We start from the raw sequence: 25,337 nt of genomic DNA, 5'->3' as shown, positions 1-25,337 counted from the left end.
GCCGTACGGCGCAGTCAGCGGCCGGGCTCGATGTCCCGGAGCATCCGGTCCGCATCGGCCAGCAGCGTCGACACAGCGGTCACCTCGGCGGCGAGACCGGCCGTCCGATCCGCCTGCCGGTCCGACTCGCTCGTGTCGTCGACGGCGGCGATGTCGAGCCGCCGGCGCAGCTCCAGCTCCTCGGCCGACCGCGCCTGCTCGGCCGCCTCGGCGCGGGCGGCGTCCTCGCGTCGCTGCCGGATGGCCGTCGCGGCGGTGAGGACCTCGCGCAGGCTGCGTTCCACCTCGTCGAGCGAGCGCTCCTCGTCCCGGACCCGGGTCATCGTCTCGTGCGCGGCGTCCCGGAGGCTCTCGTGCTCGAGGGCCTGCTCGCCATCCGCGCGCCGCTGCTCGACGGCGAGCGCGCGACCGACCGCCGACCAGAGGATGGCCGGGAGCTGCCGGTTGACGTCGACCGTGCCGTCGTTCCAGGTCGGACAGATCGCGATCTGCGCGGCGAGGTCACAGAGCCGCCAGGCACGCTCGTCGTGGGGGTGGACCGTCCGGGACAGCCGGGCCCGACGATCGGCCGACCCGACGAACGCGGCGACGACGGTGGACACCAGACCGGGACCGGTCTGGACGGAACCGTCGTCGAGGATCCGGTGCCGGGTATCGGGGTCGACGACCACGAACCAGCCGTGCTGGTCGCCGTGCCACCGGAAGTGCACCACCGACGGCATCGCGGGGAAGTCGTCACGGACCCGTGAGCGGCCCTCGGGTGCGGGCCCGGCGGCGGGCGAGCTGATGACCACGGTGGACACCCTAGCCGGAGGGGTTCTCCCGCTCGATCTGTCATAACATGCATTATCGGCTCAACGGACGACCAAGCGGACGGGGAATGATCGACGGCTCCGGAGCAGATCGTTCGTCCCGCGAACGCCGCACTCCGGGACCGTCGATCATCGGCGTCACCCGCGGCCGGCGGCGTCCTGCAGTGCGTCGATCCGCCGGGACGCCTCGGCCTTCGACAGCGTGTCCAGATCCTCGGGCGCCTCCTGGCCGGCCTGCTGCAGCAACGTCTCCAGGTACGAGCGCTGCGGTCCGGTCATCGGCTCGTCGCCGGTCGTCCAGTCCGCCGGGTCCTTCTCGGCGGTGCCCGGGTCGACGGCGTCGGTGCTGTGGTCGTTCGTCATGGCTCGAACGTATCTTCGATCTGCGCTCCCCGCACGCCGAACCGGTCCGGTCACACGAGAACCTGTCATAATGTCCGTCGCGTCCGGTGCCGGGTCCCGGCACTACGCTAGACGCCGTGCCCCTGGACGAGTACCGCCGCAAGCGCGACGCGCGGCGTACCCCGGAGCCGGTGCCCGACGACACGGCCGGGCCGGACGGCCCGGGCGACCGGTTCGTCGTCCAGGAGCACCACGCCACCGCGCTGCACTGGGACCTCCGGCTGGAACGCGACGGCGTGCTCGCGTCCTGGGCGGTCCCCAAGGGCCTGCCCACCGATTCCGAGACCGTCCGGATGGCCGTCCGCACCGAGGACCATCCACTGGAGTACCTCGACTTCCACGGCGAGATCCCCCGCGGCGAGTACGGCGGCGGCCGGATGACCGTCTGGGACGCCGGACGTTATGACACCGAGAAGTGGACCGAGCGCGAGGTCGCCTTCGTGCTGCACGGCGACCGGGCCCGCGGACGCTACGTGCTGCTGCACCGGCCGGGCGAGCGCGAGAACCGGTGGCTGCTGCGCCGCACAAGGGAGCAGCCCGATCCCGGGGACGAGGCGGGCGACCCGCTCCCCCGCGACCCGGTGCTCGCCGTGCCCACCCCCGCCGGATCCCTCCCGACCGGCGACGGCTGGCGGGTCCGCCCGGTCTTCGGCGGGCGCCGGGTCCTGGTCCGCGTCGACGGCGGCCGGCTCACCCTGCGGCCGGTCGACGCCGACGGCGTGCCGGGCGACCCGATCGACACCCCGGCCGGTCTCCGCGATCTCGGCCCCGCGCTGGGCGCGGGCGGCCACCTGCTCGACGCCGAACTGACCGAGCGCGGCGAGCTGTGGGTGGCCGACGTGCTGCACACCGGGGGTCGCGACGTCCGCACGCGACCACTCGGTGAGCGCCGCGTCCTGCTCGAGGCGCTCCCGCTCGAGGGGCCGCACCGGCGTGCCGCGCCGCTCTACCCGAACGCGCCCGGGCTGCTCGAGGCGGTGAGCTCGCAGGGGCTGCCCGGCCTGCTCGCCGTCCGGGAGGGTTCGGCGTACCCGGGGCCGGACGACGCGTCCGGCGACTGGCGGGAGGTCCGGCTCGGACGGGCACGGCACGAGTCCGGGACGACGCGCGACGACGCAGCCCGGACCACCCGTCACGACGTGACGAGGAGCACCACCGGCCGTGGTGCAGCCGGGAGCGCCACCCGCCGCAGCGGCAGCGGGACGGGCAGATCCGGCCACGACGGGTACCGCCGCGCCGCACTGTCCAACCCGGACAAGGTGCTCTACCCGGCGACCGGCACCACGAAGGCCGACGTGCTCGCCCACTACCTGGCCGTCGCCGAGGCGATGCTCCCGCACGTCGAGAGCCGGCCCGCGACGCTCAAGCGGTGGCCGGACGGCGTCGAGGGCCCGTCGTTCTTCGAGAAGAACGTGTCCCGGCACGCGCCACCGTGGATCCGGACGGCGCGGGTCGGCACACCGGGCGGGCGGTCCGAGTCCGCCGACTTCGCGGTGCTGACCGACGTCGAGGGCCTGGCCTGGGCGGCCAACCTCGCCGCGCTGGAGCTGCACGTCCCGCAATGGCGGCTGGGTCGCAGGGACGGGAGGCACCCACCGGACCGCGTGGTGTTCGATCTCGACCCCGGGGAGGGCACGTCCGTCGTGGACTGCTGCCGGGTCGCGCGGTGGCTGGCCGACCTGCTCGACGGGCTCGGCCTGCCGGTGTACCCGAGCACCTCGGGCGGGAAGGGGATGCAGCTCTACCTGCCGGTGCGGGTCACCGAGCCGGAGCGGACCTCGGAGTTCGCGCGGGAGGTCGCCGAGCGGCTCGCGGCCGAGCACCCGCGCGAGGTCGTCGCGGTGATGACGAAGGCCCGCCGGCGCGGGAAGGTATTCGTCGACTGGAGCCAGAACAACACGGCGAAGACCACCATCGCGTCCTACTCGCTGCGGGGGCGGGAACGTCCGACGGTCGCCACCCCGGTCACCTGGGACGAGGTCGACGCCTGCCGGGACCCCGAGGACCTCGTGTTCACCTGCGCCGACCTGCCGGCCAGGCTGGACACCCACGGCGACCTCATGCGACCGCTGCTCGACACCGGGGGTTTCCGCCTGCCGCGTTCCGGCGCCGTGGCCGACCTGCCACGCTGAGCCCCGTGCCCCACCCCTACCTGGCCGGCCCGCATCCCCGTGCCTACGCGCACCGCGGCTGGCACCTCGGCGAGCTCGCCGGGTGCGAGAACACCCTCGCCGCGTTCGTCGCCGCGGCCGACCACGGCCTGGCCTACATCGAGATGGACACCCACGCCAGCGCCGACGGCGTCCCGTTCGTGCACCACGACCCGGACCTGGACCGGACCACCGATGCGACCGGCCGGATCGACGCCCGCCCGGCCGCCGAGCTCGACGGGGTGCGGGTGCGGGGTCGCGAACCGCTCCCACGGCTGGCCGACGTGCTGGACGCCCTGCCCGGGATCCGGTGCACGATCGAGCTGAAGTCCGACGCCGTCGTCGCACCGGTCCTGGCCGTGCTGGACGCCGCGGACGCCTGGGACCGGGTCTGCCTCGGCTCGTTCTCCGACCGGCGGCTCGGACGCGCCCGCGCCGCCGCCGGACCCCGGCTGTGCACCTCGATGGGGCAGGCGGACGTCACCGCGTTGCGGGCCCGCGCCTGCGGGGTCCCGGGGTTCCTCCTGCCGCGCCCCGCCGGCGTGCTCGCCCAGGTGCCGCCCCGGTTCGGCCCGATCCCGGTCGCCGACGACCGCCGGTTCCTCGACGCCGCGCACGCCGCGGGCCGGGAGGTGCACGTCTGGACGGTCGACGAGCCCGCCGCGATGCACCGGCTGCTCGACCTGGGTGTCGACGGCCTGCTCTCCGACCGGCCGGACCTGCTGCTCGACGTGATCGGTGAGCGGGCGGGATCTGCGTGATCATGCGGAGTCCGGTGTCGGTACCCGCCGATACGCTCTGCGCGTGACCGCCGTGACCGCGTCCGACGCGCCGCCCCGCCGCTCCCGCGTCTGGGCCTGGGGCATGTGGGACTGGGGCTCCTCGGGCTTCCAGCACATCGCCCTGACCTTCGTCTTCTCCGTCTACCTGACCGACGCGGTCGGCGGTGACCTGCCCGGCACGATCAGCGCCAACAGCTGGCTCGCCTGGTCCACGGCGGCCGCCGGGATCCTCGTCGCCCTGATGGCGCCGGTGATCGGCCAGAACGCCGACCGCGCGGGCCGGCGGCTGCGCGCGACCGGGGTCTGGACCGCGCTCGTCGTCGTCTGCATGGTCGGCATGTTCTGGGTCCGCGACGACTGGACCTACCTGTGGCTCGGCCTGCTGCTGCTGGCGCTGGCGTCGATCTTCGCCGAGCTCGCGTCGGTGTCCTACTACGCGCTGATGGCCCAGGTGTCGACGCCGGCGACCATCGGCCGGGTCTCCGGGTTCGGCTGGGCGCTGGGCTACGTGGGCGGGATCGTCCTGCTGCTGGTCTGCTACGTCGGCTTCCTGTCCGGCGACGGCGGCCTGTTCGGGGTCTCCACCGCGGACGGCTTCGACGTGCGGATCTCGGTGCTGGTCGCGGCCGTCTGGTTCGCGGTGTTCGCCGCCCCGATGTTCTTCCTGCTGCCCGAGACGCCGCCCGCGGCGGGCGGGCGGGACCGGCTCGGCGTCCTCGGCTCCTACCGCAAGCTGCTGACCGACCTGCGGGCGCTCTACCGCTCCAGCCCGCACACCGTCTACCTGCTCGGCGCCAGCGCGCTCTACCGGGACGGCCTGAACGCGATCTTCGCGTTCGGCGGGGTGCTCGCGGTGACGGTCTACGGGCTCGCGCCGGGTGACGTGCTGATCTTCGGCGTGGCGATCAACATCGTGGCGGCGCTGGGTGCCTTCGCCGGTGGCCGGCTCGACGACCGGTTCGGGCCCAAGGCCGTCGTGGTGGGTTCGCTGATCGGGCTGGTCCTCGTGGGGACGGTGCTGCTGTTCGTCTCCGGCCCGACCATGTTCTGGATCTTCGGCCTGGTGCTGGGCGTGTTCGTGGGGCCGGCGCAGGCGTCGTCGCGGTCCTACCTGCTGCGGCTGTGCCCGGCCGGCCAGGAGGGCCAGCTCTTCGGCCTCTACGCGACGACCGGTCGCGCGGTCTCGTTCCTGGCGCCCGGTCTCATCGGCCTGTTCACCTACCTGTTCGGCTCGGACCGGGCCGGCACCATCGGGATCGTGCTGGTGCTGGTCGCGGGACTGGCGGCGCTGCTGCCGGTCCGCTCCCCCGCCCGGCCGGCTCCTGCGGACTCGGCGGCAGCACCGTGAACGGCGACGGCAATGTGAACTCTGGTCGCAATTGCAGTGAGTAGCGTCACACATGGCTGACACGTCACATCGGCGTGTGTAACGGCGGGCGATAGGGAACACTGGCCAATCGGGCGCAAGGTGAGTTACCTCCGGGTAGATGAACCGAAGGTGATCGCGCCCGGTCGCAGCCGGAATAGCGTAGCTCCACGAACGTTACACCCGGTGGCGGCGACGTAACCGTCGAGGCCACGGCCTCGACAGATCGCAAGGAGGGTGACGACGCATGGCCGACCGCGTTCTGCGTGGCAGCCGGCTCGGGGCTGTCAGCTACGAGACCGACCGCAACCACGACCTGGCGCCGCGGCAGATGGTCCGTTATGTGTCCGACTCCGGTCACGAGTTCCAGGTGCCGTTCGCGAACGACGCCGAGCCGCCGGCGACCTGGGAGTCGCCACAGGGCGGCCTCGGCCGCCGGGTCGACGGGACCGAGCCGGACCAGAAGAAGCAGAAGCCCCCGCGTACGCACTGGGACATGCTGCTCGAGCGGCGTTCGATCGCCGAGCTCGAGGAGCTGCTCAACGAGCGCCTCGAGATGCTGCGCGAGCGGCGGGCCGAGATCGCCTGACCGGCGCGGACACCGGTGCCACGGAGCCCGGACCCGAGATGGGTCCGGGCTCCGTCGTGTGTGCGGGGCATGATGATCGGCGATGAACGCCGATCCCACCGCCCGCGCCGTCCGCGACCTCGCCGACGACCACGTCCGCCGCCTCGCCGAGCTCGACCCGATCCTCGCCGGGAGTCTCGGCTGGACCGCCCGGCAGGACCAGCTCCCCGACCTCTCCCCCGACGGCATCGCCGCCGGCGACGCCGTGCACCGCGACACCCTGGAGCAGCTGGCCGCGCTCACCGCCGCCGGCGAACCCGCTGATCCCGACGAGCGCCGCTGCGCACGGCTGCTCCGCGAGCGCCTCGGCGCCGAGCTCGCACACTCCGAGGCCGGCGAGCCGCTGCGCACGGTGCAGGAGCTGTTCAGCCCGGTCGCCGCGATGCGCACCGCCTTCACCCTCATGCCGGTCGCCGACGAGGCGGACTGGGCCACCGTCGCCGCCCGTGCCGGCCGGCTCCCGGCCGCCCTCGACGGCTACCGCGCGAGCCTGGCCGAGGGCGCCCGGCGCGGGATGCACGCCGCACCCCGCCAGGTCGAGGGCGTCGTCCGGCAGCTCGACACCTGGCTCGCCGACGCCGGCGGGCGCGGCTGGTTCGCCGCCTTCACCGCGCCCGCGCAGGTCGGCCCGGCGCTGCGGGCCGACCTCGACAACGGCGCCGCCGCCGCGGCCGGGGCACTGGCCGGGCTGCGGGACTGGCTGCGCGACGAGTACCTGCCCGCCGCCCACGGCACCCCGGACGGTGTCGGGGCCGACCGCTACCGGATCGCGGCCCGCTACTGGAACGGGACCGAGATCGACCCCGGCGAGGCCTACGAGTGGGGCTGGTCGGAGTTCCGCCGGCTGCACGCCGAGATGACCGCCGAGGCGGACCGGGTCCGGCCCGGGGCCACGATCGCCGAGGCGATGGCCTTCCTGGACGCCGACGGCGGGGAGTCCGGTGTGGTCGAGGGCGGCGAGGCGGCCCGCGAGCACCTCCAGAAGATCATGGACGGGGCGATCGGCGCGCTGGACGGCACCCAGTTCGACCTCTCTGGGCCGATCCGCGAGGTGGAATCGATGCTGGCCCCGGCCGGCAGCGCGGCCGCGCCCTACTACACGGTGCCCTCGCTCGACTTCAGCCGGCCGGGCCGGACCTGGCTGCCCGCCACCCCGGACGACCGCTATCCGATGTGGAGCCTGATCAGCACCTGGTACCACGAGGGCGTCCCGGGCCACCACCTGCAGCTGGCCTCCTGGGCGCTGCGCGCCGAGGAGCTGTCGACGTACCAGGCGACGGTGGTCGGCGGCGTCAGCGCGAACATCGAGGGCTGGGCGCTCTACGCCGAGCAGCTCATGGACGAGCTCGGTCACTTCCCCGACCCGGGCTCGCGGCTGGGCTACCTCAACGGGCAGATGCTGCGCGCGGTCCGCGTGGTGATCGACATCGGGATGCACCTGTCGCTGCCGATCCCCGCCGACTCCCCGGTCGGAGCCGGCGGGCGCTGGACGCCCGAGCTCGGCCGCGAGTTCTTCGGACGCCACGTCGGCGGGGGCGACGCGATGGCCGACTCGGAGCTCCTGCGCTACCTCGGTGGTCCGGGCCAGGCCATCGGCTACAAGCTCGGCCAGCGGGCCTGGCTGGACGGCCGGGAACGGGCCCGCGCCGCGCACGTCGCGCAGGGCCGGGAGTTCGACCTCGCCGCCTGGCACGCCGCCGCGCTCGCCCAGGGCTCGCTCGGGCTCGACGACCTGGTCGGTGAGCTGGCCGCCCTCTAGGGGTGCGCCTGCCCGGCGTTCCCGGCGTTCCCGGCGTTCTCCGCGGGCTCCACGTTCCGTGCGACGACGCGGCCGGGCGCCGGGACGCCGCGGCCCACGCGGTGGGCCATCCCCCAGCAGGACACCCGCCACAGCGCCTCGGCGACGATCCGCCCGCTCATCTTCGAGTCGCCGTGCTCACGCTCGGTGAAGGTGATCGGCACCTCACGGACCCGGAACCCGGCGCGGACCGCGCGCCAGGCCATGTCGACCTGGAAGCAGTAGCCCTGCGAGGCCACGGTGTCGAGCTGCAGGTGCTCGAGGACCGACCGGCGGAAGACGCGGTACCCGCCGGTGATGTCCCGGATCGGGACGCCCAGCGCGAGCCGGGAGTAGAGGTTGCCGCCGCGGGAGAGCATCTCGCGGTGCCACGGCCAGTTCACCACCCGGCCGCCCGGGACGTAGCGGGAACCGAGCACCACGTCGGCGTCGGCCAGGGCGGCGAGCAGCGCGGGAAGGTCCTCGGGGGCGTGTGAGCCATCGGCGTCCATCTCGACGACGACCTGGTGCTCGCCGGTCAGCGCGTGCCGGAAACCGTCCAGGTAGGCCGCGCCGAGCCCGTCCTTGCCGGGACGGTGCAGCACCCGGATGCGCTCGTCGCCCGCGGCGAGCTCGTCGGCCAGCTCACCGGTGCCGTCCGGGCTGGCGTCGTCGACCACCAGGACGTCGGCGTCGGCGACGGCGGCGTGCAGCCGCGCGATCGCCGGGCCGAGGTTCTCCCGCTCGTCGTACGTCGGGACGACGACCAGGACCGGCCCCGGTGGTTGCGCCATTCTCGTCCTTCCCTACCGATGCGCGGCTCCGCAGGCTTCGCGCCCCGGCCCGTGCAGCTCGACCGGACGACCCTACTTCCGGCGCCCGTCGCACGCGGAAGGGACGCCCCGGACAGCCTAGTCGGCTGCCCGGATCGGCTGCGTCCCCACCGGACACAGCGCGGGGACGGGCCGTCACCGTCGGTGGTGAACGGCGCGGGACCCGCGATCAGCGGGCGCCGGCGAGCAGGTGAGCGTTGCCCAGCGCATCGATGACGCCGGGCGCCCCCCGCCCGTCGCGGGGGTCGCGCAGGAACCACTCGTGGCCGTAGGCGGCGGCGAACCCGTCGGCGGGCACCGCGGCCGGGTCGATCTGGCTCGCGTGTGCCAACATCGCGGCCCGCTTGACGGCGAGGTCGTCGTCCGAGCCGGTGACGGCGACCGCGATCTCGGCGGTGACCCGCCCGTAGGCCACCCCCGCGGCGCGGGCGGCGCCGTGCACCAGGTGCCGGTCGCGGGCACTGAGCGCGAGGTGCTCGCGGTCGACGGTCATCCGGTAGCCGGTGGCGCCGGTCAGGTCGCAGGCGAGCGCGCCGGCGGCGTGCGCGGCGCGGTGGTCGGGGTGGCCGTAGATGCCGGCGTCGTCGTCGTGGATCACGGTGCCGGCGCCCTCGTCGTCGACGATCCCGGCGACCGCGCGGCCCAGGGCCAGCGGGTCGGCGGCGGCCAGCGCGCGGGGATGGGTGGTGCCGGGCCCGCCCGGGAGCCCGGAGTCGCGGTGGCCGAGCAGCACCAGACGGGACACGCCCAGCAGCCCGGCGGCCTCCTCGAGCTCGCGCCGGCGCCGGTCCGGGACCCGCTCGCCGGGTGCCAGCGGGAGGCGGGAGCCGCCGAGGTCACCGCCGGTGGCCAGGACGAGCACGACGCGGGCGCCGGCATCGGCGAGCCGGCGCAGGGTCACGCCGGTGAAGATCGACTCGTCGTCGGGGTGGGCGTGCAGGGCGAGGACGGTCTCGCCGGACAGGTCGGGGGTGTGCACGTGTGCGATCGCTTCCGCGGGGAGGAACGGGGACACCGGAACGGGTCGGTGCCCTGCGCGGAATCGAAGGGGCGGTCAGCCGCGCGGGCACGGACCCGGACGACAGCAACACCCGGCCACGAGGGCGGCGGCGGTCGTCGGGGCGATCACGCGGCACATGATGGCAGACCGGCCGTCGCGGGGCTCGACCGGCCCCGCGACGGCGTGTCGGACGGTCAGTAGTCGGCCTTCGGCATGATGAACCACAGCACGAGGTAGGCCACGAACTGCGGGCCGGGCAGCAGGCAGGACAGCAGGAAGAGGAACCGGACCAGGTTGCGGCTCATGCCGAACCGGTCCCCGATCCCGGCGCACACCCCGGCGATCACTCCCCCGTTGCGCGGGCGGACGAGGGAACGGGACTGCGGAGTAGTCATGTGCCCATCCTGGCGCCTCCGGCGGCTCGGTGTCCTCCGGGACACCCCGGAGGGTCCCCCTAGAGGACGACGAGGTCGCGCGGGTTGGTGTTGAGCCGCTCCACGCCGTCGTCGGTGACGACGACGATGTCCTCGATCCGGGCGCCCCACCTGCCGGCCTGGTAGATGCCCGGCTCGACGCTGAACGCCATGCCCGGCTCGAGCACCAGGTCGTTGCCGTCGACGATGTAGGGCTCCTCATGCACGTCGAGCCCGATGCCGTGCCCGGTGCGGTGGATGAAGTGCTCCCCGTGCCCGGCGGCGGCGATGTGCGCCCGCGCGGTCCGGTCGATCTCGGCCGCGGTCGCACCCGGCCGGACGGCGGCGACGGCGCGGTCCTGCGCCTCCTGCAGCGCGGCGTAGGTCTCCTTCACCTCGGGTCCGGGCTCGCCGCCGACGGCGTAGGTCCGGGTGCAGTCCGAGTTGTACCCGCCGGGCATCGGCCCGCCGATGTCGACGACGACGACGTCGCCCGGCTCGATCACCCGGTCGGAGACGCTGTGGTGCGGGCTGGCCCCGTTCGGGCCCGAGCCGACGATCACGAACGCGGCCTCGGTGTGGCCCTCCGCGAGGATCGCCGCGGTGATGTCCGCGCCGGCCTCGGCCTCGGTGCGGCCCGGGCGGAGGAACTCGCCCATCCGGGCGTGCACCCGGTCGATCGCCGCGCCGGCGGCGCGCAGCCGGTCGATCTCACCGGTGTCCTTGCGCATCCGCAGCTCGCGCAGCACGGCCCCGCCCAGGGTCTGCGGGACGTCCGGGAACGCCGCCCGCAGGCCCAGCACGTGCCGGGCGGCCATGTCGTCGTCGACCGCGATCCGGGTGGGTCCGCCGGCCAGGTCGCTGACCAGCAGGTAGGGGTCCTCGCCATCGGTCCAGGTGACGAGCTCGACGCCCAGGGCGTCCAGCGGGACTCCCGTGAACCCGGGCGCCTCCAGTGCGGGCGTCACCAGGGCGGGCGGGGCGCGGTGGCCCGCGGCGGGGACGACCAGGCAGGTCAGCCGCTCGTGCGACGAGCCGGTGAAGCCGGTCAGGTAGCGCAGGTCGGTGCCCGGGGTCAGCAGCAGCACGTCGGTGCCCTGCGCGCTCGCGTGCTCTCCCGCGCGGCGCAGCCGGTCGGCGAGCAGCGCGGTGGGGACGGCGTCGGTCATGTCCGGGGAGCGTAGGCGGACACGGGGCGTGTGCGACCGCCACCCGGACGCCTACTCCCGGTCGAGCGCCGTGGGGTTCGCGGTGACCGTCCCGGCCAGCTGGACGAGCTTGACGTTGAGGTCCTGGGAGGTGCGGCGCAGCACGTCGAACGCCTGGTCCGCGGACAGGCCGCGGCGGGCCATCAGGATCCCCTTGGCCTGCCCGATCACGTCCCGGGAGGCGATGGCCTCGCGGAGCTGGGTCTCCTGCAGCTGCGTTGCCGACACCGCGGCGCAGTTCGCCAGCGCCAGCGACGCGTGCGTGGACAGCAGCAGGAGCCGGTCCCGGTCGTCGGGGGTGAAGGCCCCGGCGGCGCGGGCGTAGACGTTCAGCGCGCCGGGCAGCTGCGGCGGCCGGCAGTCCGGGACCAGCGAGCAGGCCAGGATCGACAGGTAGCCGTACCGCACCGACTCGGCGGCGAACTCGGGCCAGCGGTCGTCGTCGTTGCGCAGGTCGTCGGACAGGGCCAGCGCCGGGCCGTCCGGACGGGCGGACTCGACACAGGGACCGCGCCCGCTGCGGTACTGCGCCTCGTCGATCGACGAGGCCTCCGGGCCCGTCTCGATCGGGGTGTGGAACCCGCCCTCGGGGTCCCGCAGCGTGACGCTGACCAGGTCCGCACCGGGAACGACCCGCCGTGCGGCGGCCACCACGCGGGCGAGGACGTCGCCGACGGAGCCGGCGGCCAGCAACGCCGCGGTGAGCGCGCCGAACTCTGCCGCGAGCGGTCCGGCGACCGGGATGTCGTCCTCGGCGTGTCCGGAACCGTTCTCGGCCGTCACGAACCGTGAGCGCTCCTCGGCCCACGCGAGCTCGGCCGGATCGGTGCCCGTGGTCTCGTCGGCGCGCGCGGTGTCACTGTGCTGCACCCCGACATCATGCCAACTCGCCGTCCACGGCGCCGCCGGCCGACCCCGGCCTGCCAGACTGACCGGCCATGAGCGACCGCCCGTTGATGCTGCTCGATTCCGCGAGCATGTACTTCCGTGCCTTCTACGGGGTGCCGGAGTCGATCACCGCCCCGGACGGCACGCCGGTCAACGCGGTGCGCGGGTTCACCGACATGATCTCGCGGCTGGTGACCGAGCACCGGCCGGTGCGGCTGGTGGCGTGCCTGGACCTGGACTGGCGTCCGGCGTTCCGGGTGGCGGCGCTGCCGTCGTACAAGGCGCACCGGGTGGAGGAGGCGCGGGCCGCCGACGCGGTGCCGGCCGGCGTGCCCGAGGAGGTGCCGGACACCCTCGCCCCGCAGGTCCCGGTGATCATGGAGGTGCTGGCGGCGGCCGGGATCGCCACCGGCGGTGCCGAGGGCCACGAGGCCGACGACGTCATCGGCACGCTGGCCCACCGCGAGGACACCGATCCGGTGCTGGCCGTGTCCGGTGACCGGGACCTGATGCAGATCGTGCGGGACACCGGGCCGGGTGTTCGCCTGCTCTACATCGGGCGCGGGCTGAACAAGGCCGAGAACTGCGGGGTCGGCGAGGTGGCCGCGAAGTACGGCGTGCCCCGCGACCGGGCCGGCGCGGCGTACGCGGAGATGGCGATGCTGCGCGGCGACCCGTCCGACGGCCTGCCCGGCGTCCCGGGTGTCGGGGAGAAGACCGCGGCGACGCTGGTGGGCCGGTACGGCTCGTGGGACGAGCTGGTGGCCGCGGTGTCCGACGCCTCCGACGCCCGGATGGCGGCCGGGGTCAGGGCGAAGCTCACGGCGGCGGGCGACTACCTCGCCGTCGTCGAACCGGTGGTGCGGGTGGTGACCGACGCGCCGGTCGAGCTGGATCGTGACACCGTGCTGCCGGCCTCCCCCGCCGACCCCGATCGGCTCGACGAGCTCGCGGAGCGCTGGGGGCTGGAGTCGTCGGTGGCGCGGCTGCGGAAGGCGCTGGCGGGAGCGACGTGACGCAGACCGACCCCGACACCGCCTCGCCGGTCCCGCCGAGCGATGCGCACGACGACGCCGTCGCCCGCCGGACCGCGGATCTCGCGGCGGCCGCGGAGCCGATCACCTCGCCGTACGACGGGGCGCCGGAACCGGTGCGGACGGCGGTCACCGGCGCCGTCGAGTCACTCTCCGGCGAGCTGCTGGAGCTCTCGCACAGCCTGCACGCCGACCCGGAGACCGCCTTCACCGAGCACCGGGCGGCCGCGGCCGTCGCCGACCTGCTGGAGCGGCACGGGATCGCGTGCGAGATCGGCGTGCACGGCCTGGACACCGCGTTGCGGGCATCGGCCGGCTCCGGCGACTACACCGTCGCGGTGCTCGCCGAGTACGACGCACTGCCCGGGATCGGGCACGCCTGCGGGCACAACGTCATCTGCGCCGCCGGGGTCGGGGCGTTCCTCGCGCTGGCCCGGACCCTCGCCGCCGAGGACGCGACCGTGCTGCTGCTCGGCACGCCGGCCGAGGAGGGCGGCGGCGGCAAGGAGACGATGGCCCGCGACGGCGCGTTCGACGGTGTCGACGCCGCGGTGATGCTGCACCCGTTCGCGCACGACGTCGCCGACCACCCGTTCCTCGGGCGTCGCCAGCTCGACGTGGTGTACCACGGCATCGCCGCGCACGCCTCGGCCCAGCCGCACCGGGGACGCAACGCCCTCGACGCCGTCGTGCTCGGCTACCAGGGGGTGGCGATGATGCGCCAGCACCTTCCCGACGCCGACCGGATCCACGGCATCATCACCGACGGCGGGCAGGCGCCGAACGTGGTGCCCGAACGCGCGTCGGCCCGCTACTACCTGCGCTCGCAGGACCCGGAGTCGTTGCGGGACATGACCACCCGCGTGGAGGCGATCGCGGTCGGCGCGGCCGCGATGACCGGGTGCGGGTACACCCTGACCTGGGACCCGAAGCCGGCCTACCTGCCGATCCGGCACAACCGGGCGCTCGCCGCGCGCTGGGCGGTGCACCAGGCCGAGCGGGGCCGGACGGTCTACCCGCGCGGGGTGATCCCGGATTCCGAGACCGGCTCGACCGACCTGGGCAACGTCTCGATGCGGATCCCGGCGATCCACCCGATGATCGCGATCGCGGAGCCGGGGACGGCGTTGCACACCACCGGCTTCGCCGAGGCCGCCGGCGGTCCGGGCGGGGACCGGGCGGTGGTCGACGGGGCGGCCGGGCTGGCGTCGGTGGTGGCCGATCTCGTGCACGACGCCGGGTTGCGCGACGCGGTGGCGGCCGAATTCGCCGAGGCGGGCGGGCCGGTGGACGTGCCGGGCTACTTCGACTGAGCCGCCGCCGGGGGCCGTCCGTGGGAGCGCGTGCGGGTCTCCGCTGCCCAGGTCAGGCCGTATTTGCGATCGCAAACTTCTCCGGGGATTGCGTGACGGCGAACACGTGTTCGAGTAGGATGGGGCGTATGACCGCGCTCCTCGAACCCCCGATCTGGGCACTCGACCCGGACGAGGAGGAGCTGCCCGCGTTCCCCGACGGTGACCTCGACCTGGTCTTCGTCGAAGCGGCCCTGGACCGGCTGCTGGCCTCGGCCAGCGCCGGGCGCTCCGATCCGGAGCGGATCGACCGGATCCGCCGACTGAAGACCCAGCTCAACCGGCTCGACGCCGCCCTGCACGACACCGCCCACGACTTCGCACGCACCCACGTCGCCGCGCGCATCGACACCGCCGGCGCCCAGGCCGCCGAGACACTCGACCCGGACAAGCTCGAACAGAGCGTCGCCGCCCAGATCGCCCTCGCCTGCCGCACCTCGGTCCACCAGGGCCGCACCCGGATGCGCGTCGCCCGGGACCTGCACAACGGATTCGACCACCTGCACAGCTTGTTCCTCGCCGGGGAGCTGGATGCCGACAAGGTCTCGGCGATCGTCATCGCCGCCGACACCCTGACCCCCGACCAGCGCGCCGAACTCGACCGGCGCCTCGCCGAGCACGACCTGACCCGGCTCGGGATCGGGCGGCTGCGGGATCTGGCCCGGCGGCTGGTCGCCGAGATCGCCCCCGCCGACTTCGCCAAGCGCTGCGAGGCGGCGAAGAAGACGCGCCGGGTCACCGTGCGCCCCGCCGCGGACGGGATGGCGTTCCTGACCGCGCACCTGCCCGTCGAGCAGGCCGTCGGCTGCGTGGCCGCGTTGGACAAGGCCCACCGCGACCTCTCGGTCAGCCCCGAACCGCTGACCCGCACGCGTGGGCAGGTCATGGCCGACACCCTCGTCGAACGCCTCACCGGCAAGACCCACGCCACCGACATCGACCTGCACGTCCAGGTCATGATCCCGGTCGAGGCACTGATCGACCCCGAATCCCCACTCCCCGCCGAGATCCCCGGCTACGGGCCCGTCCCGGCCGAGATCCTCGCCACCACCAAGGGCCGCAAGACACTACGCCGGCTGATCACCACAGCCGGCATCGTGATCGGCGGCGAGCAGCGGAAACGGAACTTCACCGGCTTCCTCGACGAACTCATCCGCGCCCGCTCCCGCAACCGCTGCACCGAGGCCTACTGCGACGCCCCCATCCGCCACATCGACCACATCACCCGGGTCGAAGACCACGGCAGAACCAGCCTCGACCAGGGCCGCGGGACCTGCGAGTTCCACAACTACCTGCGCGAACAACCCGGATGGACCGTCGAACACACCCCCGACGGCGTGCAGACGACCACGCCCACCGGGCACACCTACCCGAACGCACCGCCCGGGTAGCTCACGATCCGGGTGGGGACCACGACCCGGCGGGGCTCCGAGCTGTCCGCGCCCGGACGCTCGTCGATCCGGTCCAGGAGCAGCCGGGCGGCCGCTCGGCCCATGTCCCCCGGGTCGTAGGCGACGACGGTCAGCGGGACCTCGAGCATGTCGGCCAGGTCGAAGTCGTCGAACCCGGACAGCGCGACGCCGGTGCGGCCGGCCCGCCGGATGGCCCGGTAGGCGCCGATGGTGTTGCGGCTGTTCGCACCGAAGATCGCGGTCGGCGGGTCGGGAAGATCGAGCAGCTCCGCGGCGGCCCGCTCGGCGGACGGCACATCGCGCTGGCTGCAGCGTTCCAAGCGCGCATCGACGGCGATCCCGGCCTCGCCGAGCACGGACCGGTATCCCCGCAACCGCTCGTCGCTCGTCCAGGTCGCGGACGGCCCGAGGAACCCGATCCGCCGGTGGCCGTCGGCGACGAGCCGCGCGATCGCCTCCCGGGTACCGCCGACGTCGTCGAGCACCGCACAGTCGGCGACGACCCCCGACGGCGGCCGGGCGGCCAGCACCACCGGCAGCCCGCTCAGCGGGCCCGGGCCCAGGTGCGCCTGCTCCCGCCCGGCCGGGACGACGATCATGCCGTCGACCCGGCGCGCGGCGAGGTCGTCGACGACCTCGCGTTCCCGGGCCTCGTCGTCGTCGGTGTTGCTCAGGACGACCTTCATCCCCCGCTCGGCGACGACCTCCTCGGCCCCGAGAGCCATCTGCGAGTAGAACGGGTTGGCCAGGTTCGTCACGACCAGGCCGACCATCCCGCTGGTGCGTCCCATCCGGAGGCTCCGCGCCATCTCGTTGCGGCGGTAGCCGAGCTCCGCGGCCGCCTCCCGCACCCTCTGCTTGGTCTCCGGAGCGACCCGTGGGTCGTCCTTGAGTGCACGCGACACCGTCATCGCGCTCACCCCGGCCCGCAGGCCGACCTCCCGCAAGGTCGAGGGGGCGGCCCGGCGGGGCGCGGTCTCGGGCTCGGTCATCGTCGTGCACCAGGGATGTTGTCGTCGGAGTCTCGCCGAGTGTGCCAGGCGGCCCCGAGCAGAGCCGCATCGTGCAGGTGGCGGGCCCGGACGAGGTCCACACCGGGCAGATCGAGCCCCGCCCGGAGCGGCCCGGCGACCAGGTCCCACGATCCCGCGACCGACCCACCGACCACCACAGTGGACGCACAGAACCGCTCCAGCCAGGGGGCCAGCACCGAGCCGAGGGCGCGGAAGGCGTCGTCGAACACCGTCCGGGCGACCGGATCCCCGGCGCGGGCGGCCTCGGCGATCTCGTGCACGTCGGCGTCGAGGTTCCCGGACACCGCCGCGTAGGTGCGGCGCAGCGCGCGCCGGGACACGGTGTCCTCCAGCGGCCGTCCGGCGTGGGTGAGCAGGTGCACGACGCCTCCGGGCGGCACCTCCGGTCCACTGCGGACCGCGACGCCGTCGGCGAGGAACGCGCCGCCCACACCCGTGCCCAACGTGATGCCCACCATCCGGCGCGGTGCTCCGCACCGCACCCATTCGCCGAGGGCGAACGCGTGGGCGTCGTTGAGGAAGGTGATCTCCGTGGGACCGCCGGGGAGCCGCGGCAGCAGCGCGGCGCGCAGGTCGACGCCGTGCAGCCCTTCGAACTTCGCCACCCCGCTGAACAGGCCGACTCCCCGCTCGTAGTCGAACGGGCCGGGGATCGCGACACCCCAGTGATCAGCCACCGCCGGCCCGAGCCCGGCGGCGCAGGCCACGAGGTCGCCGACGATCTCGCCGGCCGGGGCCTCGGCGTGCAACGGCCGGCGGAGCGAGTCGAGCACCCGGGCGGCCTCCGGGTCGACCAGGGCCGCCGTCACGTGGGTGCCCCCGATCTCCAGGACCGGGACGGTCACGGGACCAGGGACTTGACCAGGCGGACCCGGCCCCGGCCGGTGCGGCGCAGCCGGTAGGCGCCGGCGGCGGCCGGGACGACGATCGTCTCCGCGTAGGCCAGGTCGTGCACGTGCCCGTCCGCGGTCTCGATCACCACCCCGTCCCCCTCGACGACGTTGAGCAGATGGAACCGGTCCCCCGCATCGTCGTCGACCGGCTCGTCGCCGTCGAGCACCAGCCGCCGCACCTCGAAGAACATCTCGGGCAGCGCGCCGATCATCTCCTCGACCCAGCCGTCCCCCTTCCGGATCGGACGGGGCTCCTGCACCAGGTCGTCGGCGACGGCGTCGCCGGTGCGATGGGTGCTCAGGTTGCCGAACGCGTGCTCGAGAGGCGTCGGGCGCTGGCTGCCGTCGGCGTCGCGGCGCAGCCAGTCGTAGAACCGCAGCGAGTACAGGTACGGCGTCGCACTGACCTCCAGCACGACGTTGCCCTCCCCGCTGCCGTGCGGGGTCCCGGCCGGGATGACGAACAGCTGGTGCTCGGTCGCCGGGAAGGTGCGCACGTAGGCCTCGATGTCGAGCTCCTGGCCGTGGTCGCGGGCCAGGTGGGCGTCCCGGTGGAACGCGTCGACGTCGACGTCGCCCTGCAGGCCGAGGAAGACCGTGTTCTCCTCTCCCCCGACCATCAGGTAGTAGGTCTCGTGCTGGGTGTAGGGCCAGCCGAAGGTCTCCCGCATGTAGGTCTCCTGCGGGTGGCAGTGCACCGACAGGTTCCCGCCGCCGACCGTGTCGAGGTAGTCGAACCGGATCGGGAACGACGTGCCGAAGCGCTCGTGCACCTGCTGTCCCATCACCCGCTCCGGGTGCTGGGCCACGACCAGCTGGAACGGGATCTCGAGCGCGGCCTCCGCGGTGCCGACGAGCACGCCGCTCTCCGGGGCGATCAGCTCGTAGCCGAGCGCGGTGTTGCGGGCCTCCGGGTTGTGGCCCAGCTCCTTCTGCGCCCAGTGCCCGCCCCAGGACGTCGTGTTGAACGTCGGGCGGGTCCGGAACGGACGGCCGGCCAGCCGGTCCAGTGTGGAGCGCAGCGCGTCGCCGTCCAGCGAGGCCGGGTGCCGCGGGTCCTGGCAGTCGATCCAGCGGTCCAGGTCGCCGGCGACGGCGTCCCGGTGCGCGTCGAGCAGCGGCCAGTCGATGTAGAACAGGCGCTTGGTGGTCGGCGGGCCGTCGTCCGCGCACTGGCCCAGGTTGCGCGCGGACCCGTCGGTCACCGCGGCCTCGGCGTAGCGCTTGGGCAGGTCTGCGTACCAGAGCACGTCGTGGGCGACCAGTGCGGCACCGGGCCCGAAGACCACGAGCACGCCCTCCTCCGGTCGCTGCGGGGTGGGCAGCTCGTCGAACAGGACGTCCAGGGTGCCGGTGGCGAGCCGGTCGAAGTGCGGGTCGTCGCGCAGTTCCGGCGCCCCGGTGCGCTCGACGATCGCGGGCCAGCTCGCCCAGTGCGAGCGGACGTCGAGCAGCGTGACCGCAACGTTGCGCCGGCGCAGCGCGGCGGTCAGCTCGTCGATCGCCGGCGTCCAGCCCAGGACGGCCGGGCCGTCGACGGCCAGGACACCGGGACCGGCGGGCAGCGCCGCGGCCACGGCGTCCCATCCGAGCCCGGGCACACCGCCCACGGCGGGATAGCAGGGGTTCGCCTCGTAGTCGCGGGCGGGCAGGTCGTGCACTCGTCCATCCTCACGTTGAGCGACCGGTTCCACCCATCGGTGGCCGTGTGAACGTTAGCATTAACGTTAACATCCTTGACCCTGTTACGGAACGTTGTCTATGGTCCTGCCAAGCCAGGTCCGATGCCGCGCCTCGTCGGGAGGAACCCTCCGTGTCCAGACCACCCACCCCCGGGAAGCCCGCCTCCCGCAGAGATCTGCTGCGCTGGGGTCTGCTCCTGGGGGCGTCCGCGCCCGTGCTCTCGGCATGCGGTGGCCTGTCCACCTCCGGGGGCGGCGGCGACGGGGTGTCCTTCGTGTCGACCCAGTTCACCCCGGTCGAGGAGGCCGAGAACCTGCGCGGGATCCTGCGGCGGGTCTACTCCGGCGGCGTGAACTACGTGGTCGGGGACTCGTCGCAGCTCTCGGCGCAGATCCGCTCGCAGGCCGCGAGCGGCACGATGAACATCGACCTCATCGGCGGGCTGCACGGCGACTTCGCACAGCTCGGCGAGGGGCTGCTCACCGACCTCAGCGATCTCATGGACGAGCTGTCGGTCGGCGGCTACTCCGCGGAGTTCACCGAGCTCGCCGGCCTCGGCGGGACCGGGGCGTTCTACATCCCCTGGACCCAGGCCACCTACCTGCTCGCCGCACACGAGAGCGCGCTGGAGCACCTGCCGCCGGGGGCGGAGGTCGACGCGCTCACCTACGACCAGCTGCTGGACTGGGTGATCGCCGCGCGCCGGGCGAACGACGACCGGCCGGTGTTCGGGCTGCCCGGCGGCCCGGAGGGCCTGCTGCACCGCTTCATCCAGGGCCACCTCTACCCGTCGTTCACCGGCGGCGTGGTGAGCACCTTCAGCGGGCCCGACGCCGTCGCGATGTGGGAGTACTTCCGCGAGCTGTGGGCCAACTCCACCGCGGCCAGCACCAACTTCGACTTCATGCAGGAGCCGCTGTCCTCGGGCGAGGTGACCGTGGCCTGGGACCACGCCGCCCGGCTCGTCGGCGCCCCCGCGAACAACCCCGAGCAGTGGCGGATGGTGCCCTCCCCGGCCGGCCCGCGCGGGCGCGGCTACATGTCGGTGCTGCTCGGCCTGGGCATCCCGCAGGGGTCCGAGAAGGTCGAGGAGGCGAAAGCGGTCATCCGGTCGCTGTCCACCCCGGACGCCCAGATCGAGCTGCTGCGCACCAACTCGTTCTTCCCCACCGTCGACACCCCGATCCCCGGCGACCTGCCGCCGGCGATCCTGCTCGAGGCCGACGCCGTGAAGGCCCAGCAGGACAGCCCGGACACGATCGTCTCGCTGCCCCCGGTCGGCCTGGGACAGCGCGACGGCGAGATGTCGAAGGTCTTCCGCGACGCCTTCACCGCGATCGTGCTCGACGGCGCCGACATCCGGGCCACCCTCGACGCCCAGGCCGGCAACATGCAGACGATCCTCGACGAGGCCGACGTGCCCTGCTGGGCACCGGACCCGGACACCGGAGAGAGGTGCCGCGTCGCATGAGCACCCCCTCGGCCACCGCCCACCGCAGGCTCCCCTACCTGCTGATCCTGCCGTCCCTGGTGTTCATGGTCCTGCTGCTCGGCTGGCCGATGATCACCGGACTCACCGAGGCGTTCCGCGGCCCGGACGGACCGACCCTCGCGCACTGGCAGCGCATGCTGGGCGAGCCCCGGTTCTACGACGCCGTCAAGAACACCCTGCTGCTCATCGCCATCGTCATCCCGGTCCAGTTCGCGCTGGCGCTCGGGATGGGGCTGCTGCTGCAGGCCAAGCTGCGCTTCGGAGGCGTGCACTTCTACGTCTGGGCGGTGCCGCTGGCGGTCAGTGACCTCGCGGCCGGTCTGGTCTGGCTCTCGATCTTCGCCGACCAGGGGTACCTGAACTCGGCGCTGTCCGCGATCGGCCTCCCCGTCTTCTCCTGGCTGTCGTACCAGAGCCCGGCGACGATGCTGATGGCCGTCGTCGTCGCGGAGATCTGGCGGTCCACCGCGCTGGTGCTGATCATCGTCGTCGCCGGGATGCAGATGATCCCCCGCGAGTACGACGAGGCGGCTCAGGTCTTCGGCGGCGGCGCCTGGCAGCGCTTCCGGCACGTCACGCTGCCGCTGCTGCGTCCGAGCCTGCAGGTCGCGCTGATCCTGCGCACCATCCTCGCCGTCCAGACCTTCGCCGTCGCCCAGGCGCTGACCGGCCGCAACTTCCCGCTGCTGGTCGGGGAGACCTACGAGTGGTTCGTGACCCTGCAGAACCCCGGCGTCGCCAGCGCCGTCGCGCTCGTCGTGCTGGGTATCTCGCTCGCCGTCTCCGCGATCTACCTGCGGGCGCTGCGGGAGCCGGCAACGGACAAGGAGCTCCGATGACCCTCACCCGGGAGACCCCGACCACCACCCTGCCCCCGGTCGACCGCGCGCCGCTGCGCCGCCGTCGTCGCACCCGGGCACTGCAGCAGACCGCGGCGGTCGCGGTCACGCTGTTCATGGGCCTGCCGATCTACCTGGTCGGGCTGGCGGCGCTGTCCTCGCGCGAGTCGCTCGCCGAGTTCCCGCGCTCGTTCCTGCCCACCGACCTGTCGGTCGAGACGATGGCCGCGTTCCTCGGCTCGACCGGTATCGCGCCGGCCGCGGTGAACTCGCTGCTCGCCGGGCTCTACACGGTCTTCTTCTCGCTGCTGGTCGGCGCGCCCGGCGGCTACGCCCTGGCCCGCTACGCCTTCCGCGGCCGGGAGAGCTACCAGCTGGTGCTGCTGCTCACCCGCGCGCTGCCGATCGTCGTGCTGTCCATCCCGCTGGCCCAGGTCTTCCTGGCCACCGGGATGTACGACAGCGTCGCCGCCGTCGTCGCGGTGCACACCGCGCTGGCGCTGCCGACCACGGTGCTGATCACCGCCAGCATCTTCGTCTCGGTGCCGCGCGACCTGGAGGAGGCCGCGCTGCTGTTCGGCTGCACCCGGTTCGGCGCGTTCCGCCGGGTCGTGCTGCCGCTGTCGTTGCCCGGGGTGGCCGCGTCGAGCATCTTCACCTTCGTCCTGTCCTGGAACGAGGTGCTCGCCGCCGCGGTGCTGACCCTGGACCGGCGGACGCTACCCGCGCAGGTGCTGTCCTCGCTGCGCGAGTCCCCGCTGGCCTACCGGTTCGCCGGCGGCTTCGCCCTGGTCATCCCGGCGCTGCTGTTCATCTTCCTGATGCGGCGTTACCTGCTGAACATGTGGGGCTCGCGTGTCGGCTGATCCCACTCCCCCGGTTTCGATTCCAGTGAGGACGTCATGAGCGAGGTACAGCTCCGCAACCTGGTCAAGACCTACCCCGGCGCGACGACGCGGGCGACCGACGACGTCTCCCTCGACATCGCCGACGGCGAGTTCATGGTCCTGCTCGGCCCGTCCGGCTGCGGCAAGACCACCCTGCTCCGGATGCTGGCGGGGCTGGAGCTGCCCGACGACGGCCAGATCGTCGTCGGCGGCCGGGACGTCACCTACCTGCCGCCCAAGGACCGGAACCTGTCGATGGTGTTCCAGTCCTACGCGGTCTTCCCGCACCGCAAGGTGCGCGACAACATCGGCTTCGGCCTGACGATGCGCGGGACCCCGCGCGACGAGATCGCCCGCAAGGTCGACTGGGCCGCCTCGCTGCTGCAGCTCGAGCCCTACCTGGACCGCTACCCGTCGCAGCTCTCCGGCGGGCAGCGCCAGCGGGTCGCGGTCGCCCGCGCCATCGTCGTCGACGCCGACGTGCTGCTGATGGACGAGCCGCTGTCCAACCTGGACGCGCTGCTGCGGCTGTCGTTCCGGGCCGAGCTCAAGAAGCTGGTCGAGGAGATCGGGACGACGACGGTCTACGTCACGCACGACCAGTCCGAGGCGCTGTCGCTGGGCAACCGGGTCGCGGTGATGCGCCAGGGCCGGATCGCGCAGTGCTCGGCGCCGCTCGCGGTCTACGACCGCCCGGCCGACCGGTTCGTCGGCGGCTTCCTCGGGAGCCCGCCGATGAACTTCCTCGACGGCCGGGTGGACGTGTCGGGCTCGGTCACCGTCGACCTTGGCGGCGGGACCGCCACCGGGCCCGATGCGCTCCGGACCATGCACGGCAACGCGATCCACCTCGGCATCCGGGCCGAGGCCATCGAGATCGGCACCGAGCAGCGGGCGGGATCGATCCGGGCGCGGGTCGAGGTCGTCGAGCCGCTGGGCTCCGCCGTGCTGATCACCGCCCGGATCGGCGACCAGGAGATCAAGGTGCAGGCGCCGAACACGTTCCACGCCGACTCCGGCGACACCGTCTGGCTGACCTTCCCCGAGCACCAGATCCGCTGGTACGACGCCGAGACCGAGCTCGCCCTGGAGGTCGCGTGACGAGCGCGCCCGTCCTGCTGGGGGACGCGGCACTCGCCGCCCGCGCCGCGTACGTCCTGCGGGACAACGACCTCGGCACGATGACGGCGGCGGCGCCCCGGCTCTACCCGCACATGTGGAGCTGGGACGCGGCGTTCATCGCGATCGGGCTGGCCCGGGTGAGCCCGCAGCGGGCGATCACCGAGCTGGACACGATCCTGGCCGCCCAGTGGCCGGGCGGCATGATCCCGCACATCCGGTACTCGCCGGACGCCGGCGGCTACTTCCCGGACGCGGCCCGCTGGGGCACCGCCGGGGTGGACGGGCGCGGCCCCGGCCTGCCGGACACCTCCGGGATCTGCCAGCCGCCGGTGCACGCGATCGCGGCCGGCCGGATCGTCGACGCCGCCCGCGCCCGGGGCGGCGCCGAGCGCCGGGCCGCCGAGGAGTTCCTCGACCGCGCCTGGACGCCACTGGTGCGCTGGCACCGCTGGCTCGCCGAGCAGCGCGACCCGGACGCCACCGGCCGGGTCACCATCCACCACGGCTGGGAGTCCGGGACGGACAACTCGCCGCGCTGGGACGGTCCGTACGGCCGGGTGGAGGTCGGCGCCGGGCTCCCGCCGTACGAGCGCAAGGACACCCTGGTCGCCGACCCGGCGCACCGCCCGACCGACACCGAGTACGACCGGTACCTCTGGCTGATCGAGGAGATGCGCCGGGCCGGCTACGACCAGGCCCGGCTGCGCGACACCGCGAGCTTCGCGGTGCAGGACGTGCTCACCAGCGCGATCCTCGCCGTGGCCTGCGATGTCCTGGCCGACCTCGGCGACGGTGACCCGGACCGGGCCGCCGACGTCGCCGAGCTGCGCACCTGGGCCGCCCGGTTCCGGGCCGGAGTGGCCGGATCGGTGGACCCGGGCAGCGGGCTGGCCCGCGACCGCGACCTGCGCACCGGCGAATGGCTCGGCACCGAGACCCTCGCGGGGTTCGCGCCGCTGCTGTGCGGGGGCCTCGACCCGGCCGCCGAGCGGGCGATGCTCGAGCTGCTGTCCTCGCCGCGCTGGTGCGGGCATCCCGCGCTGCACGCGCCGGTGCTGCCGTCGACCTCGCCGGAGTCGCCCGCTTTCCGCGCCCAGCAGTACTGGCGCGGTCCACAGTGGCCGGTGATGGTCTGGATGTACTCCTGGGCGCTCGAGCGGCGCGGGCACACCGGGCAGGCCGCCGCACTGCGGACCGGTGGGCTCGACCTGCTGCGGGACGGCACCTTCGCCGAGTACTACGACCCGCTCACCGGCGCCCCTCTGGGCAGCCTGAACCAGTCCTGGACCGCCGCCGCGGCCCTCGACTGGCTCTCCATCTGATTCCCCCG

23 protein-coding genes are annotated in these 25,337 nt (G+C 73.8%); 13 read left to right on the top strand and 10 right to left on the bottom strand.

Going from position 1 to position 25,337, the window contains the following annotated elements:
* Nucleotides 1-14 precede the first annotated feature (14 nt).
* Both WIS52_RS01925 and WIS52_RS01920 read right to left on the bottom strand, forming a co-directional pair.
* Nucleotides 15-794: a hypothetical protein gene (locus WIS52_RS01925; protein ID WP_349296303.1), complete on the bottom strand. Its 780-nt coding sequence runs from the start codon at nt 792-794 to the stop codon at nt 15-17.
* A 156-nt stretch (nt 795-950) separates the two neighbouring features.
* Nucleotides 951-1,175 (bottom strand): DUF3072 domain-containing protein, encoded by a 225-nt coding sequence (locus WIS52_RS01920; RefSeq protein ID WP_349296302.1) that lies wholly within the window; start codon nt 1,173-1,175, stop codon nt 951-953.
* A gap of 116 nt (nt 1,176-1,291) precedes the next feature.
* On the opposite strand from WIS52_RS01920, the gene ligD reads away from it, so the two are divergent.
* The 5 genes from ligD (at nt 1,292) to WIS52_RS01895 (ending at nt 7,899) form a co-directional block, all read left to right on the top strand.
* A complete protein-coding gene (gene ligD, locus WIS52_RS01915) occupies nt 1,292-3,346 on the top strand; it encodes a non-homologous end-joining DNA ligase (RefSeq protein ID WP_349296301.1) in 2,055 nt (684 codons plus the stop codon).
* Between the two features lie 5 nt (nt 3,347-3,351).
* Nucleotides 3,352-4,125: a glycerophosphodiester phosphodiesterase family protein gene (locus WIS52_RS01910; protein ID WP_349296300.1), complete on the top strand. Its 774-nt coding sequence runs from the start codon at nt 3,352-3,354 to the stop codon at nt 4,123-4,125.
* A gap of 43 nt (nt 4,126-4,168) precedes the next feature.
* Entirely contained in the window at nt 4,169-5,494 is a 1,326-nt protein-coding gene (locus tag WIS52_RS01905) for an MFS transporter (RefSeq protein WP_349296299.1), read from the top strand.
* Between the two features lie 265 nt (nt 5,495-5,759).
* Nucleotides 5,760-6,101, top strand: coding sequence for an RNA polymerase-binding protein RbpA (locus WIS52_RS01900; RefSeq protein WP_349296298.1), 342 nt, complete (start codon nt 5,760-5,762; stop codon nt 6,099-6,101).
* Nucleotides 6,102-6,183: 82 nt separating this feature from the next.
* Nucleotides 6,184-7,899, top strand: a complete 1,716-nt coding sequence (locus WIS52_RS01895; RefSeq protein ID WP_349296297.1) for a DUF885 domain-containing protein — start codon at nt 6,184-6,186, stop codon at nt 7,897-7,899.
* Here WIS52_RS01895 and WIS52_RS01890 read toward each other — a convergent pair.
* The 5 genes from WIS52_RS01890 to WIS52_RS01870 form a co-directional block, all read right to left on the bottom strand.
* Entirely contained in the window at nt 7,896-8,711 is an 816-nt protein-coding gene (locus WIS52_RS01890) for a polyprenol monophosphomannose synthase (RefSeq protein ID WP_349296296.1), read from the bottom strand. The genes WIS52_RS01895 and WIS52_RS01890 overlap by 4 nt on opposite strands.
* Nucleotides 8,712-8,919: 208 nt before the next feature.
* Nucleotides 8,920-9,729 carry a PIG-L deacetylase family protein gene (locus WIS52_RS01885; protein WP_349296295.1) on the bottom strand — a complete coding sequence of 270 codons (810 nt, stop codon included), beginning with the start codon at nt 9,727-9,729 and terminating at the stop codon, nt 8,920-8,922.
* Nucleotides 9,730-9,944: 215 nt separating this feature from the next.
* A complete protein-coding gene (locus tag WIS52_RS01880) occupies nt 9,945-10,145 on the bottom strand; it encodes a PspC domain-containing protein (protein WP_349296294.1) in 201 nt (66 codons plus the stop codon).
* 59 nt (nt 10,146-10,204) lie between these two features.
* Complete coding sequence (locus WIS52_RS01875; protein WP_349296293.1) at nt 10,205-11,332, bottom strand: M24 family metallopeptidase; 1,128 nt, start codon at nt 11,330-11,332, stop codon at nt 10,205-10,207.
* Nucleotides 11,333-11,383: 51 nt separating this feature from the next.
* On the bottom strand, nt 11,384-12,241 hold the full coding sequence (locus WIS52_RS01870; RefSeq protein ID WP_349296292.1) for a GAF and ANTAR domain-containing protein: 858 nt from the start codon (nt 12,239-12,241) through the stop codon (nt 11,384-11,386).
* Nucleotides 12,242-12,309: 68 nt separating this feature from the next.
* Between WIS52_RS01870 and WIS52_RS01865 the strand changes: the two genes are divergently transcribed.
* From WIS52_RS01865 to WIS52_RS01855, 3 genes are all read left to right on the top strand, one after another.
* Nucleotides 12,310-13,275 carry a 5'-3' exonuclease gene (locus tag WIS52_RS01865; RefSeq protein ID WP_349296291.1) on the top strand — a complete coding sequence of 322 codons (966 nt, stop codon included), beginning with the start codon at nt 12,310-12,312 and terminating at the stop codon, nt 13,273-13,275.
* On the top strand, nt 13,272-14,606 hold the full coding sequence (locus tag WIS52_RS01860) for a M20 family metallopeptidase (protein ID WP_349296290.1): 1,335 nt from the start codon (nt 13,272-13,274) through the stop codon (nt 14,604-14,606). The genes WIS52_RS01865 and WIS52_RS01860 overlap by 4 nt, the downstream gene beginning before the upstream one ends.
* Before the next feature lie 128 nt (nt 14,607-14,734).
* Nucleotides 14,735-16,036, top strand: coding sequence for a DUF222 domain-containing protein (locus WIS52_RS01855; protein ID WP_349296289.1), 1,302 nt, complete (start codon nt 14,735-14,737; stop codon nt 16,034-16,036).
* Here WIS52_RS01855 and WIS52_RS01850 read toward each other — a convergent pair.
* From WIS52_RS01850 to WIS52_RS01840, 3 genes are read right to left on the bottom strand one after another with little or no spacing between them, the layout of a single operon-like run.
* A complete protein-coding gene (locus WIS52_RS01850) occupies nt 16,012-17,049 on the bottom strand; it encodes a LacI family DNA-binding transcriptional regulator (protein WP_349296288.1) in 1,038 nt (345 codons plus the stop codon). The two genes, WIS52_RS01855 and WIS52_RS01850, sit on opposite strands and share 25 nt — an antisense overlap.
* The gene (locus WIS52_RS01845; RefSeq protein ID WP_349296287.1) at nt 17,046-17,936 is read right to left on the bottom strand and encodes an ROK family protein; all 891 of its coding nucleotides are present in this window, start codon (nt 17,934-17,936) and stop codon (nt 17,046-17,048) included. Before WIS52_RS01845 ends, WIS52_RS01850 begins: the two co-directional genes overlap by 4 nt.
* On the bottom strand, nt 17,933-19,645 hold the full coding sequence (locus WIS52_RS01840) for a class I mannose-6-phosphate isomerase (protein WP_349296286.1): 1,713 nt from the start codon (nt 19,643-19,645) through the stop codon (nt 17,933-17,935). The genes WIS52_RS01845 and WIS52_RS01840 overlap by 4 nt, the downstream gene beginning before the upstream one ends.
* 152 nt (nt 19,646-19,797) lie before the next feature.
* On the opposite strand from WIS52_RS01840, the gene WIS52_RS01835 reads away from it, so the two are divergent.
* From WIS52_RS01835 to ggh, 5 genes are read left to right on the top strand one after another with little or no spacing between them, the layout of a single operon-like run.
* Nucleotides 19,798-21,138, top strand: a complete 1,341-nt coding sequence (locus WIS52_RS01835; protein WP_349296285.1) for an ABC transporter substrate-binding protein — start codon at nt 19,798-19,800, stop codon at nt 21,136-21,138.
* Nucleotides 21,135-21,998: a carbohydrate ABC transporter permease gene (locus tag WIS52_RS01830; protein WP_349296284.1), complete on the top strand. Its 864-nt coding sequence runs from the start codon at nt 21,135-21,137 to the stop codon at nt 21,996-21,998. Before WIS52_RS01835 ends, WIS52_RS01830 begins: the two co-directional genes overlap by 4 nt.
* Nucleotides 21,995-22,864: a carbohydrate ABC transporter permease gene (locus WIS52_RS01825; RefSeq protein WP_349296283.1), complete on the top strand. Its 870-nt coding sequence runs from the start codon at nt 21,995-21,997 to the stop codon at nt 22,862-22,864. Before WIS52_RS01830 ends, WIS52_RS01825 begins: the two co-directional genes overlap by 4 nt.
* 36 nt (nt 22,865-22,900) lie before the next feature.
* Nucleotides 22,901-23,986, top strand: coding sequence for an ABC transporter ATP-binding protein (locus tag WIS52_RS01820; protein ID WP_349296282.1), 1,086 nt, complete (start codon nt 22,901-22,903; stop codon nt 23,984-23,986).
* Entirely contained in the window at nt 23,983-25,329 is a 1,347-nt protein-coding gene (ggh, locus tag WIS52_RS01815) for a glucosylglycerate hydrolase (RefSeq protein WP_349296281.1), read from the top strand. The genes WIS52_RS01820 and ggh overlap by 4 nt, the downstream gene beginning before the upstream one ends.
* Nucleotides 25,330-25,337: the final 8 nt, after the last annotated feature.

The sequence above is a fragment of the Pseudonocardia nematodicida genome, from assembly GCF_040105385.1.
Lineage (GTDB): Bacteria > Actinomycetota > Actinomycetes > Mycobacteriales > Pseudonocardiaceae > Pseudonocardia > Pseudonocardia nematodicida.
This window is presented reverse-complemented; position numbering and strand designations above follow the sequence as displayed.